General features: G+C 51.8%; 8 protein-coding genes. 5 read left to right on the top strand and 3 right to left on the bottom strand.

Translation table 11 applies throughout. From position 1 onward, the window contains the following. Positions 1-425: 425 nt before the first annotated feature. From ptsP to AC1EKS_RS01465, 3 genes are all read left to right on the top strand, one after another. On the top strand, positions 426-2,951 hold the full coding sequence (ptsP, locus tag AC1EKS_RS01475) for a phosphoenolpyruvate--protein phosphotransferase (protein ID WP_481010170.1): 2,526 nt from the start codon (positions 426-428) through the stop codon (positions 2,949-2,951). A 2-nt stretch (positions 2,952-2,953) separates the two neighbouring features. Then, positions 2,954-4,750, top strand: coding sequence for a PTS transporter subunit EIIC (locus AC1EKS_RS01470; protein WP_481010169.1), 1,797 nt, complete (start codon positions 2,954-2,956; stop codon positions 4,748-4,750). 290 nt (positions 4,751-5,040) lie between these two features. After that, positions 5,041-5,562: a methyltransferase family protein gene (locus AC1EKS_RS01465; RefSeq protein WP_481008494.1), complete on the top strand. Its 522-nt coding sequence runs from the start codon at positions 5,041-5,043 to the stop codon at positions 5,560-5,562. A gap of 191 nt (positions 5,563-5,753) precedes the next feature. Here AC1EKS_RS01465 and AC1EKS_RS01460 read toward each other — a convergent pair whose 3' ends face one another. The 3 genes from AC1EKS_RS01460 to AC1EKS_RS01450 all read right to left on the bottom strand — a co-directional run bounded on the left by AC1EKS_RS01460 (position 5,754) and on the right by AC1EKS_RS01450 (position 9,646). Next, the gene (locus AC1EKS_RS01460) at positions 5,754-7,394 is read right to left on the bottom strand and encodes a mannitol dehydrogenase family protein (RefSeq protein ID WP_481008493.1); all 1,641 of its coding nucleotides are present in this window, start codon (positions 7,392-7,394) and stop codon (positions 5,754-5,756) included. Positions 7,395-7,650: 256 nt separating this feature from the next. Next, positions 7,651-8,319: a potassium channel family protein gene (locus AC1EKS_RS01455; RefSeq protein WP_481008492.1), complete on the bottom strand. Its 669-nt coding sequence runs from the start codon at positions 8,317-8,319 to the stop codon at positions 7,651-7,653. Continuing rightward, positions 8,312-9,646 (bottom strand): TrkH family potassium uptake protein, encoded by a 1,335-nt coding sequence (locus AC1EKS_RS01450; RefSeq protein ID WP_481008491.1) that lies wholly within the window; start codon positions 9,644-9,646, stop codon positions 8,312-8,314. Before AC1EKS_RS01450 ends, AC1EKS_RS01455 begins: the two co-directional genes overlap by 8 nt. 353 nt (positions 9,647-9,999) lie before the next feature. Between AC1EKS_RS01450 and AC1EKS_RS01445 the strand changes: the two genes are divergently transcribed. Then, positions 10,000-11,637: an L-lactate permease gene (locus AC1EKS_RS01445; protein ID WP_481008490.1), complete on the top strand. Its 1,638-nt coding sequence runs from the start codon at positions 10,000-10,002 to the stop codon at positions 11,635-11,637. A 350-nt stretch (positions 11,638-11,987) separates the two neighbouring features. After that, positions 11,988-14,228, top strand: a complete 2,241-nt coding sequence (locus AC1EKS_RS01440) for a hypothetical protein (RefSeq protein ID WP_481008489.1) — start codon at positions 11,988-11,990, stop codon at positions 14,226-14,228. Positions 14,229-14,274 lie beyond the last annotated feature (46 nt).

Below are 14,274 nucleotides of genomic sequence, written 5' to 3'. Positions count from 1 at the left end.
ATTAACCCGCCACTTTGGGTATTAACCCTGGAATCTACATTTGGCTGGAGCCGTGTTGCATGATGTGGCACACATTGAAGTAGCGATTCGTAATGCTTACGATCAAGCTTTTAGCCTTCACTGGTCAGGCGACGCCAAATACCGCTACCCATAGCTCCCACTCTGGGCGGGTGATTCATGTACAACCCGAGCGTGTGTGAGGGCGTGAAGGAGAAGGGGTCTTTGTATTTCTTCTCTGCAGCGATCTTGTCAGATGAGGCCAGCTGCTTGGTTGAGGAAGTGGACAGGCGCACGACCTCATCTATAAGACGTCAGTTTCGGTTGCTAGGACAACAATCTGGGACTTTGTTGAACTGCTGTGCAAATCTTAATTATTTTGTTAGGATTAGCAAAGTCAAAGAGGACCGTTGTAGCTAGGAGCTTTAGTGAATCAACTTGCATTGTCGGCGCCGATGAGCGGCGTTATCGTTCCATTAGAAATGGTTCCCGATCCGGTTTTCGCTAAAAAAATGGTTGGGGAAGGTATTTCGATAGACCCTATCGAGGCTCACCTTTGCGCCCCGTGCGATGGGGAAGTCGTGCTCGTCCAGCCCAGCGGACATGCGGTGACGGTGCGTCACGCTAGCGGCGTTGAAGTGTTGATGCATATCGGTTTAGAGACCGTCTCGTTAGAGGGGGACGGATTTAGCCCCCTAGTCAAGGCTGGCCAGCAGGTTAAATGCGGTGAACGGCTGATTGATTTCGATATGGATTTTGTGGCTCAAAAGGCCAAAAGTTTATTGACTCAGGTGGTCATTTCTAATTCAGATGTGATTGAAGATTTCGCGCCAGCCGCGACGGGTGTTGTTAGCGTCGGCGATGAGCTAGCCACTATGAACGTCAAAGCAAGCGTTGAGGGTGAAGAAGTGGGTGGCGCTACTGTTTCCTCAGACGCTATCGTCATTGGTAACCCAATCGGGCTGCACGCCAGGCCAACAGCCACCTTAGTGAGCATCGCCAAACAATTCGACTCAAAGATTCGGCTATACCGTGACGAAGATTCAGCCAATGCCAAATCAGTCGTTGGTGTTCTAGGTTTGGCTGTTGCTTTGGGGGATAGGGTGCGGGTGGTTGCTACCGGCCCAGATGCTGAGGACGCCGTCAAACAGTTGCAGGTCGCTATAGCAGACGGTTTGGGCGAGGAAACTGTTGTTGTCACCGACATTCCGGCAGCCGAAAAGGCGCCGGCAAAGCAAGAGAGTGTCAGCAAAAAGCGACGCAGTGATGACCCGAATTTGTTTATCGGCGTCTCCGCTTCTCCTGGGCTTGGGGTTGGCAAAGTCAGGCAGATGCGGCGGGAAGAAATTAAGGTTAAGGAAGAATCTGCTACTGACAAGCATGTGGAGCGGCGTCGGTTAAATACTGCGATAGACCGTTCGCTAGAAGAATTGCAGGCTTTAGAATCTTCAATGTCTGACGCCTCGAAAGCGGCGATTTTTGCGGCTCACCGAGAAATATTGGCTGACCCGGATTTGCTTGATTTAGCCTCGTCCGCCATTGACAAGGGCAAAACTGCTGAGTTTGCTTGGCGTGGCGCATATCAGTCCTATGCAGACCAGTTAGCGGCAGTAGATAACGAGGTTATTGCCGTGCGTGCTAACGATGTGCGCGACGTGGGGCGCCGCGTCCTAGAGGAGCTCACTGGCGAAAAGAGCGAAGAGGTAAGCCATGAAGCAGGCACTATTCTTATTGCCGAGGATATGACGCCCTCCGACGCGGCAACGCTGGATCCGGAAAAAATCGCCGGTTTTGCTACGGTCGGCGGCGGATCGTCTAGCCACGTGGCTATCTTGGCTCGCGGGTTAGGTATTCCATCGATCGCTGGAATAGAGGCCGCAGCACTGGATGTGCCTAACGGCGAACTGGTTTTCTTGGATGGCACTCGTGGTCAATTGCGTACCGGCGTATCTGAAGAAGAAGTTAACACCATTCGGGTCAGGCAAAGCAGAATCGCTGAGCGCCGAGCCGAAGCGGAAGCGCATGCCCACGAACCGGCGGTCACTACAGACGGCCACAATGTGTTGGTGGTGGCAAATATTGGTGGGGTGGAGGACGCCAAGAAAGCTGTCGCCATGGGCGGTGATGGTGTTGGGTTATTGCGTTCGGAATTCCTTTTCTTGGGTCGCCAGCAAGCGCCAAGCGAGGAAGAACAGGCTCAGATATATTCCGAAATTGCCAGCGAGCTTAAGGGTAAGCCCCTAGTCATCCGCACTTTAGACGTTGGCGGTGACAAGCCACTGCCATATCTGCCCATCGCCCCAGAAGAAAACCCATACTTAGGCTTGCGTGGGGTGCGTGTTGGTTTGGATAGGCCAAGTATTTTGCAAACCCAAGCAAGGGCAATTTTGCATGCAGTTTCGGCTGGCGCGCAGATTTCTGTGATGTTCCCAATGGTGTCCACCTTGGCTAATTTTCGTAATGCTAAAGAGATTTTCGAGGCAGAACGGGCAAAACTTAAGGTGCCACAAGTGCCGTTAGGCATTATGGTCGAGGTACCGTCTACGGCAATAATGGCCGAGCAATTCGCTCGCGAGGCGGACTTTTTTAGTGTCGGTACGAATGATTTGACGCAATATACTCTGGCGATGGATCGTGGTCACCCGATGCTCGCTCCCCAAATTGATGCCCTCAATCCAGCGGTGTTGTCGCTTATCGGCCGGGCTGCCGAAGCTGCTCACCGTTATGACCGCTGGATAGGGGTTTGTGGCGGTGCTGCCTCAGACGAGCAGGCAGTGCCGTTGCTTCTTGGCCTAGGAGTGGACGAGCTGAGCTGTTCTTTACCAGCTATCGCATCCGTCAAGGCTCAAGTTCGAGCTAACTCGTACGATCGGTGCAAATCATTGGCGCAAAGCGCGCAGCGCAAGACAACCGCTCAAGAAGTTCGTGATCTCGTCCCGTTAGAGGAGGACTAACAATGTCCAGTGCAGCAGAAATCGTTGCCGCCCTTGGCGGATCAACAAATATCAAATCCCTAACTCACTGTGCCACCCGGCTACGTTTCGAGCTTTACGACGCCAAACTGGTTGATAGCGCCAAAGTTGAACAAGTCAAAGGTGTAATGGGTGCAGTGCCCCAATCTGGTGACCGTTACCAGGTTATTTGTGGTGGCGGTGTGGCTACCGTATTCAACGAGATCAATAGCTTGCCCGAAATGGCTAACCGTAAAGCACCGGCTGCTGATGGAGAAATGTCTGACGCCGATATAAAGGCTGCGGCTCGCGCTGGTGGTATTCGTGGCAAAGCTGCCTGGATAGATAACTTTTTCGAATATCTATCCGATAGTTTCCGACCTATGCTTGGGGTGCTGTTAGGCGCCTCTTTAGTACTAGCGGTAGTAGCCGTTTTGGATGCATTAGGAATTGTCGATTCGCGTGCTACAGATAAAACAGCGACCTGGGTTTTCGTGGACGCGATGTGGCGTTCGGTGTTCTATTTCATGCCATTGATGGTTGCCTATAATGCCTCGAAGAAACTCAACGTTGACCCTTGGGTAGGTACGTCCGTTATGGCGGCAGTAATGACGCCAGAATTTCTCAGTCTTGCTAAATCAGCAGACACGGTGTGTACTACAAATCAAGCCTTAGGCACTGAAAGTTGTGTCGCCCAAGTTTTCGGGTTGAGTATGCAGCTAAATTCCTACGGTGGACAGGTTTTCGTCCCGTTAATCATGGTTGCAGTGTTAGCTCCAGTTTATAAACTGTGGCAGAAAGTGATTCCAGAAAGTCTGCATATAGTCTTCGTGCCATTCTTGTCGATGCTGGTGATGATTCCAGTAACCGCTTTCCTGATTGGTCCACTTGGGGTATGGATCGGTACCGGTCTAGGTAGTGGACTTGGATGGTTAAATACAAATGCGCCGGTGGTATTCGCCATTTTGATTCCGTTGCTGTATCCGTTCTTGGTGCCTCTCGGTTTGCATTGGCCGTTAAATGCTTTAATGCTTGCCAATATTAATACCTTGGGTTACGACTTTATTCAAGGACCGATGGGCGCATGGAACTTTGCCTGTTTTGGTGCTACTGCCGGAGTGCTGGTAATAGCGATTAGAGATAAAGAAAAAATCATGCGGCAAACGGCAACCGGTGCTTTAGCGGCTGGTCTGCTAGGCGGTATCTCTGAGCCGTCTCTCTACGGTATTCACTTGCGCTACAAGCGGATTTATCCGAGAATGATTGCCGGCTGTTTGGCTGGCGGCATTACTATCGGCGTGTTGTCCATGATTACTGGCAGCGCCGGTCTGCAAACGAATGCCTTTGTTTTCACCTCGATTTTGACGATCCCAGTATTCAAGCCAATGTGGATTTACGTGGTGGCTATTGTCTTAGCGTTTGTCACATCCTTCTTGGCTATTCTCATTACCGATTACCGCACTCCTGAGCAGCGTCAAGCAGCTAAGGCCGGTAAAGACTTGGATGCCGTCCAGAGCGAGCCAGAGGTTATCGTCGTCACGGACGTAGAAACCAACCAGGCGAAACAGTGGATCGAGGCGCTCGGCGGCGAGGACAATATCGAAAATGTTGAGCTGCTAGCTGAAACACGGCTGCGGGTCACTGTCGCAGATTCCTCGAAGGTCGATGTGGAGGCTTTGCGCAAGGCTGGTTTGCCTGCTGCGATAGCGGTCTCGCCTGGGGTTTGGCACCTTGTTGCCGGGCTAGAGGCTGACCACTTCGAATCTGCTATGCGGCGGCGATTGGCACCGTCCAACGCCTAAAGCACTGATTGCTATCATCGACGCCACACAGCGTCACTATGATTTGTTGTGTGATTCAAACTTGGCTAAGTTTTGCTTGCCATCAAGATGATCGCTAATGCAACCGAAATGCTGCTAACGCCTCGATAAGTAGTTTTTGGCTAAAAGAGAATCAGGAACTGAATTGACAACCCTCTCCGTTGCTGTGAAGTGTCTTGGGTTTTGTTCCGCGCATTCGGAAGGGAACAAAACCCAGTACGCCTCATTTCACTCCCATGGATACTTTGTTGAGGTCATGCGAAAATAGCTGTATGAGTAAAACCGGAACTTCTCATCTGCCTGTGTTAGGTGTAGGTCCGTTGTATGTTTCGGGTATTTTCGCTGCCACGATTGCAGCGAGTATTTTCAAATTTTTAGGCGGGATCGCAAGTGGAACTATCGGAAATAGTTTGGTACGTAACCTCATGATTGCGGCGGGTCTGGTTTTGATGGTGATCGCCGTAATCGTATGGGTTTCAGCTGTTTTTGGCTCTCGCATGGTAGAAAGCGTTAAAACTGGTCAGTTAATGACTAGCGGGATATACGCCTGGGTTAGGCATCCGGTGTATGCTTCCTTCCTGCTATTGAACTGCGGACTGCTGCTCGTGCAAGCGAACTGGTGGCTACTATCCCTACCGTTCATCTATTGGATGGCTTTGACTATTTTGATGAAACGCACTGAAGAACGCTGGCTAGAAAATGAATTCGGGGATGAATACACCCAATACGCTGCCCGCGTTAATCGCATTTTTCCTTGGCCGCCTCACAGCAACAACAGTCTCCGCGAATCATAAACTGCGCCACTTTTTGGGCTGTTAGCACATCCGGTTACCCTATCCAAGCCATGATGGTGGCGATGACTCCGTCAATTTCGCGGCGGATTTTGTCAGTCAGGCTTGATGTTCCCGGCAGGGGGGGGGACGCAGATGGATATAACTTTGCCCACCTCTTTTCAATAGAGGTGGGCAAAGTGCTGGGATCCGATCTAATCTTTAAATTCGCGCTCGATAATATCGCGCAAGACGCCAGTAGAGCGGGTCATCTGCCAGAAGTATTGCTCAATCCGGGGCGCTAGAGCAGTGTTGCTCAGGTCTACCCCGAACATGGTCGAATTCGACAAAATCGGTTCCAGTAATTGATGGACATCGAATTCAGATCCGAGAGTTATATCGGCAAAATGCCTGTGCAACTCATCTACCAGCGGATCCGGAGCAAAATCAAAAGGCGTTCCATCATCGCGAATCCCCAGCAGGTAACGGCACCAGCTGGCGAAAAATAGTGGAATCGCAACTAGGTTGTCCAAGTCCATATCGCGTGCAATGTATTCTTTGACAGTTTCACCGAAACGAATCGAGATTATCTGGGAGGTGTCAGTAGCCACCCGCATCAAGGAATCCGGCAAGGCTTTATTGGCAAAGCGAATGTTAAGCACTTCATCGATGAAATCCGCGGGTTTGACTATCTTCGGGTCGGCGACTACCGGCATGACCTCTTTATAGCCTAAGGTGTCTACCAGCGCCCTCACAGTAGGATCCGTTACCCCCTGATCTACCGTTTCCAACCCGAGCAAAACCCCGATAATCGCCAGTGCTGTATGCAGCGGGTTCAGGCACCCGGTAACCTTCATGCGCTCGAATTTATCTACCGTTTCGCGATCAACTACATGGGCTCCATATTTTTCAAAAGGAGGTCGCGGAGCGGCAAACGCATCTTCAAGAATCAGGTATTCGACGGGCTCAGAGTTAACAAATCCCGCAACTTCGGTACGGTTTATAACTTCAAGCCCCATATCGCTGAAACCAAGTTCGCTTAAGTATTTAGATACCGGTTCGGTAGGACGAGGAGTGATCTTGTCAATCACGCTGACGGGGAAACTAACCTTTGTACGGTCTTCCAACCACTCCACAAAATCATTGGTTACACTGGCATTCTTCAGTCGTTCCTTCGCGATAGTTAACACTGTATTACGCAAGGTAACTCCGTTATCAACCAGGTTGTCGCAACTGAGTAGATTGATAGGGGCCGCGCCCTCGTTATAACGATGCAGCAACAAGCCGGTGAGCAAGACCATGGCATTTGAGTGCGCCGCTATGGCGGGGGCTGCTAGTCCTTCCCGGACGCCGGGCAGAAATTCGCCCTGGGCATCGCGAATCGCGTATCCCTTTTCGGTAATAGTGAAGGTTACGGTGGACATTTGCGGATCGGCGAAAATTTCAAGCAGGCGCTCGAATTTTTCTGAACACACGATGGCTTCCCCTATACCGGCAATGACGCGTAGATCGCGACGATTATCGGGGTGCAAGATGACGCTTAAGGTCAAGAGATCATGGTCCCAAAGCTGTCGTTTCATTTCTTCGACAGCAAAAGACTCCGCGGTGGTAATCGGCCAAAACTCGCCGTCAGCTAACATATCGTCTGCCATGCGCGCTAAAAATATCCGGAAGATGTTTCCCGGACCAAAGTGAACCCAGCGCGGGTTTTCCTTAGCGTCTGCTTGCATCTTGGCAACGTCAAAACTTGGCAGAGCGATGTTCTTGCTCTTGAACGCATCAGCGTTCGAGACTATTTCATTTAGTTTTAGTTCCATGGAATCCTCCGTGATGGTCGGACGGGGTGAAAGATACATGATTCAAAGCTCTAAACCATGATTCTTACTTGATTATATGGCGATATGCATAGATAAGTTGGGTTTCAGGTTCTCTAAACGAGTGAACGAGGAGTTCATTTCAATGACAAATAAGTAGGACACGGGGCAAGCGAATCGCTTTGAAATCCCTTCCTTAAGCCAGAAGACATGACTATTCATCCGGTTGGAGTCGCTAGGCAAGGCAGGGAAATGACCTGCACTCATGAGGGCGTTAAATCTGGTTTCTCTGAGGCCGCTAGGGGCGGGGAGCGAGGCGGGCGAACTTTTCTACCTGCCTCGCGCTACCGTAAATTTGTACTTGGTCGCCCTCGGTAAGTTCGATGTCTTGCAGTACCGGTTGCCATTGGTTTTCTCGCAGCACCGCTACGATCTTTACCCCATACCGGTTCCAAAGATCGACCTCATCAAGAGGCCCGACCGCGGACGGAGGCAGAATAGTTCTTACGATGGCGGTTCCGGCAGATAGCTCCACGTAGTCCAGGTTTACTCCCCGTACCAGGTGGGCTATCCGCCGCCCCATGGCTACTTCAGGATGCACAATATGAGGCACCCCGATTTGTTCCAAGATACGGCCGTGAGCAGTCCCGGAGGACTTTGCCCACAGATTCTTAACCCCCATATCGGTGAGCAGGGAGCAGGCGAGGATAGACGCCTCCACGTGGGGGCCGCCGATACCGACTACTACGCCATCACAATCAGCGACGCCCAGTTCGGTAATGGAGGCAATATCGGTGGCATCGGTTTGCGCCACTTGGCTCAAGATACCGTTATTGCGGTTCACCACCGTCTCATTTAAATCGATACCGATAACCACGGCATAGTCGGACATCAGTTCGCGAGCTACCGCGCTGCCGAAGCGTCCTAATCCAAGAACCGCGTAACTAGGTTTTGAGAAGTTAACCAATGATCGGCCTTTCTGTGGGGAAGGAAATCTGCGAGGCGCTAGGTGCGAAAGCGAGTGCGGTAGCAACCGTAATCGGACCTAGGCGTCCAATAATCATCAAAGTTATCAGGATTAGTTGCGAAGGATCGTTAAGTTGTGGGGTTATCCCAGTTGATAACCCCACAGTCCCAAATGCCGAGAGCACTTCAAATAGGGTTTGGGACAAATTGAAGGGGGATAAAAATAGGATGGCGATGGTGTCGGTAGCTACCAAGAAAAAGGCCAATACCACTACCGCTACCGCTTGGTGCACCACGTCAGCTGAGATGCTTTTACCAAAGACCACTGCTTGCCGCCGACCGCGAATAACCGCAGCCACGATAGCTAGCAGAGCAAACAAAGTCGTTATCTTGATACCGCCGGCAGTTCCGGCCGGTCCAGCGCCAATAAACATAAAGGTATCCATCGCAAACAGGGTGGATTCATGCATCTGCCCAATATCAATCGAGTTAAAACCGGTGGTACGGGTTTGCACCGCTTGAAATATTCCAGCCAAAATCGCATCTAGAGCAGGGAGCTTGCCCAAGGTCTTGGGGTTATGCCACTCAAAAGCAGTAACGATCAAGGAAGAAAATACTAGCAGACCTGCGGTGCCAGCTAACACCATGCGAGTATGAAGTGACCAGCGATAAGGTTTTAGCAGACTGGTGCGAAGCTGGAAGAGGACGGGGAAGCCCAAACCCCCAATAATGATCGCTACTATCAGGGGTAAACATATTCCCCAATCGCCCACAAAGGAAGACATATTGTCCGAATAGAGGGCAAAGCCTGCATTATTAAAAGCCGAAACTGCATGAAATACCCCATGCCAGAGGGCGCGCGGCAGCGAATACCCTAGGGACAGGAAACGAATCGTTAGCGGAATGGCGGCGAATAGCTCAATCAAGAGGGAAGTGCCCAGAACCCGTCGCAGCAGGGTACGGATTCTGCCGCTGCCGCTGCGCCGCTCAGCGGCGGAGGCTAGTTTGGCGCCATGGCTTTCTCGGCGGATCACTGCTTGGGCGAGCACCGCCGCAAAGCTCATTACTCCAAAACCGCCCACTTGGATGAGTACCAAGATTACGACTTTGCCGAAATCTGTCCAGTAGGTGGCGGTGTCCACAATGGTTAACCCGGTAACGCACAGAGCCGAAGTGGCGGTAAATAGGGCAGGTAGTAAGGGGATCCCCCCGACATGCACAGTTGATACCGGTAGCATCAACAGGCAAGTGCCTATCAGCAGGGCGATGAGGAACCCCGATAAAATAACCGCCGCATAGTTAAAGTAATGGCGTTGTGTTCTAGCCACGAAGTGCATATTACGCAGACACCCTCGCGGGTGCAAGCATTATTTACTAAACAAATTCGCCGCCCTTGCCGCGGTAGTAAATCGGGGCGGCAGGTACCCAGCAAGTGTCCAGTATGTGAGCAGAAGGCCGGGTAAGAAAGTTGTGGGATCCCAGGCTGCTTTTAACCAACCTAGATTCTTATTCCTGCAGTTAAAGAGCACTAAAGGACACAAAGACGCAGGGTGAGGAGGGCTGGAGTCACTGTAAAAAATAATCTTTCGGGCGTGATTTTTCTACTAATAATGGCTCCGCTATTTTCAACGTTTGTTTCCGGTAGCTAAAATCACAAAGTATCACGAAAAGGAGCAAGGAAATGTTTGTACCTGACGTTACCGCTGTGGGGGGCAGACTCTGGCTATCTGCTCTGGTAGCAGCGCTACCGATAGTGGTATTTTTCATCCTGGTAGGGGCGTTTAGGATGCGTTCGCATCTGTCAGGTTTGATTGCTTTAGCTACGGGTCTAATCGTTGCCATCGCCGGGTTCAAAATGCCGGTGACTATGGCTATATCTGCGAGCCTACTAGGGGCTTTAAAAGGTCTAATCCCGATCATTGTGATTGTGATTGCGGCGGTGTGGCTGCACCGCTTAATGCAGGCCACCGGACGCGAAACTGATTTGCGCAAAGTTTTCTCGGCGGTGGGAAACGGGGATTTACGGATTCAAACCATGCTGATCGCTCTCTGTTTCGGAGGCCTGCTCGAGGGGCTGTCTGGTTTCGGGGTGCCGGTAGCGATTGTCGCTGCTCTGCTAATAGGACTGGGGTTTAAACCGATAAAAGCTGCGATGATCGCCCTGGTGGCAAATACTTCCCCGGTAGCCTATGCGGCTTTCGGGGTGCCGATCACCACTGCCGCCGCCCTCATGAGGGGGCATCACTTAAACGAAAACGCAGCCGAGATTGCGAGATATGTGTCTTTGACGGAGCCGGCGGTTGCTTTGGTGATTCCCTTCGTCCTTATTGTGCTGATAGACAGGCAGAATTTTCGGCAACTATTTCCTCTAGCTCTGGTGATGGGGCTGGTAGAAGGGTTAGGTCAGTTCCTGACGCTGCGTTTTGTGTCCTTCGAGTTAGGTGGAGTGCTCCCTCCGATAGTAACTTTCCTGGTGGTGTGGCTGATGGTGCTGATCTATCGTCCTCCGATTCCGGAAGAGTTCCTGACTGAAAAGCCCACTGATCTGCACATAGGACGGATAGCGATGGCGGTGCTGCCCTATGTTTCGGTGATTGCAATTTTGTCTCTAGGGCGGATGGTGCCCCTGTTTGCGAAAAGCCTAAGTGCTACCGACGTGCAAGTTAGCTGGCCGGCTCTGGCCGGGAAGGTAGCGAGCGCCGATAACCCCCAGGTAGCCTCCCATGTTGGCACCGTGATCATCCCCATCCTTTCCCAACCGGGAATCCTGATTGCGGTCTCCGCGATTATTACCGGCATAGCTTTTTCCCTGCTGCATGAGCAGGGTACCTATCCCTTGGGGGCTAAGCGGGTGTTAAAAGAACTGGGGGCCGCCATCGTTTCTATGCGTTTTTCGACGGCCACCATTTTAGAAGTGATGGCTCTGGCGTACCTGATGAACATCTCTGGCATGGTTTTGACCATCGGAACTTTGCTGGCCAGCACCGGAACTTTCTTCCTGGTCTTGTCCCCACTGATTGGCTACCTCGGCACCGCGATTTCTGGGTCGAGTACCTCCGCGAATGCTCTCTTTGCCTCCCTGCAGGAAACCACCGCCCTACAGATTGGGTTGCCGGGAGCCTTCGCAGTCGCAGTTAATACCGCCGGGGGAGTGATCGGTAAACTGATCGCCCCGCAATCCCTGGCAATCGCGGCCGCCGCGATGGGGGCGCCAGAAAAAGAAATCGATTTGTTGCGGGCAGTGATTCTCTGGTCACTGGGCCTGCTCGTTTTCGTGGTAGTTGTTTGTTTCACCGGCGGAATACTGCTCTTGCATTAGTAGCAGTCCCTAGGGGGCGAGCCAGGCTGCCTTTGCGTTGCTGGCAGCGGGGCGCGGGCGATATTCTGTGATTAAAACTGCCCCAATATAACCGGTAGGGAAAATGACTAAAAAATCTGCGAACTATGCTTTCATCACCCTGGTAATGGCGCTAGTCCTGGGAATGGCGTTGTTAGCCCCCCCTGGCTGAGGCCGCAGGCGAGGATGAAGATGCCGCTGCCCTTTATGCCACGATTTATACCCGGGCTAACTGCACCGACTTAGAAATCCAGGAAGGTACCGGCTGGTTTGCTGACTCCTACGAGATTGAGGACGCAGACGTCACCTCCGACAAAACCCTAGAAAATGGGTTGCGCAAATGCGAGATTGAATTCGCTCTCGAGGCCGCAGATTACCCGATGGGCAAGGAAATCACTTTTTCGGTAAAGAAAGGTTTCTCGCGGATCGGGGAGCGGGTAAAAGTCAAGGTCGAGGCCGCCAGTGATGGCACCCCGCAAATGCGGATGACCTTCAAAGAAAAAATTTCTAAGCGCTACCCGGTAACGATGAGCGATGAGACGGGGGCTGCTATTGCCGGCAGCGCTGAATCTTTTGAGCTGCCGCTCTATAACACGGTTAGCAAGAAAAATGAGAATGTAACTGTCACTAAGGATTCTTCTGGTCACGGTTTCCTACAAGCGGCTGCCTATGACGATAACGGCAAGTTTGCCCCGAGCTCACTGGTTCCGGCAACACAGGTAGATTTGCCGACCGTAACCATGCAGGACGGCGGGCAGAAAACGCCGTATTCAGTGCAAAAGGTACTGGCCAAAGATGACGGTTTCGAGCTGGTTCTAAAGCAGGTAAAGCTGGTGGATCAGACCTATCACGTCACTATCAAGCGCCCTCTGGAGGTGCTGGCGGAAAGTGACAGCTGGAAGTTTAATATCGGGGGCAAAGCAGATCCCCAGGCAGAAAAACAGCTTTCTCTGCCTACTGCCAGCGGTGATTATTCTTTCGATATTAAAGCCAGTGGGGTACCCGAAGGGGCGAAGCTATCTTTGCCTAGCCTGCCGAAATCCTATATGTATTACGGGATTGCGGAGCAAAAATTCGATTCGGAGACCAACACCTTGACGGTTACCCTGGGAAAACAGGTTTATATCCTGACTTCTAATATCGAAACCGTTAAGTATGACTCTTTTGCAACCGAACACGCGAAAGCCGGGTTTACTCTGGGGCTCTATGACCAGCAAGGAAAGCTGATCGCAAAATCTACTGCCACCAAAACTGCCTACGATTTTCCGGCAAGTCTGTTTAAGGCAGTAACCCCGGGGGACTATACGGTTCGGATTGAGGACGCGGCGCCAGCGTTCAAGAAAGACTATGATCTGTCCTTACAGTACGGAGTTCGCCTGGCAGAAAATGGGCGCTTAACTATGAAGATGCTCCGCTCAGGCAGTGATGAAGAGGTATGGACTAATCCCTATGGCGGTACCGATGACCGCTTTAAGGATGATGCTCGCTCGCGGGCTTTGATTGGTTACAAGACCCCGCTGCTATTGCTGGTACCGAAAAAACCGAGTTTCGCCAAAGTGATTGACCAGGCGAAGTATCCGATTGGTGAGGACGGTAAGAAAGCCTATGCCGGTAAGGGAGACCTGATCGACTACCGGATTAACGCTAAGGTACCTGGAGATCACCGCCTGGTGGTTAAGTTTGGCAAGTATGTGGACATGGGCTTTAAGAATACGGTCACGGTAGTCGATAAGCTCGATGAACGCCTGGAACTGGTTCCGGGTTCCTTAAAGGTGATGGAGGGCGAAGCGGTAACTACGGACTTTGAGGCCAGCTACAACCCGACCAGCCGGGAGATCAAGCTGCTAGATCACGCTAAGCCCCAGGTAGCAGAGTTCGATTTTAGTAAGGCCATCGAGTTCCCCGCCGCACGGGACCTCACGATTATGTTCCAGGTGAAGGTGAAAAAGGTGGGGGAGCAGCCCCTATTTAACCGGATTCCTGATTCGGAAACCGAGATTGTCCCCTACCTCGATTTGTTGGTTAAGAAACATTGGGAGGGCGGGGATGACCTGCTCAAAGATCTCGATATGCGGGACTATATCGATAACTTCCAGCTGGAAACCTGGCAAGGAAAGAACAAAATAGCGACCGAGCCGGTGCGAAAGTATCTTCGGGCCGGTAGTTTCCAGCAGGGCGAGGGTAAAGATTTCCAATTCGCCCTCGAGAAGTTACCAAAATATACGCCAGCAGATGTGGAGAAGAAACCGGCTGAGCGGGTAGCGCTCACCTATAAGGTGACCGAGAATTTACCGGCAGAACTTACGGGTAAGTTTAAAGTCAGCCAAGTAGCTCAAGCCGAGCAGAATGATGGGGTCAACCTGGTATTCTTCACCAATACCTTTATTCCGCCCACCCCTCCGGTGACCCCACCAACCACCCCGCCGGTGACGCCTCCTACGGTTCCTCCTACCACCCCGCCGGTACCGGAGAAAATAGTCCATACCGGCAGCGGCGCTGCTTCTCTTTTAGGGATTTGCTTCCTGGGAGTAGCGCTGGGCGGGGCAATTATCCTGCGCCGCCGCTACCGCTAAGCTGAGAGCTCGTCCTAAAGTTAGCTGAGAATTATCGCTGTTCGTG

This window comes from Varibaculum sp. C0165D1 (genome assembly GCF_056590355.1).
This window is presented reverse-complemented; position numbering and strand designations above follow the sequence as displayed.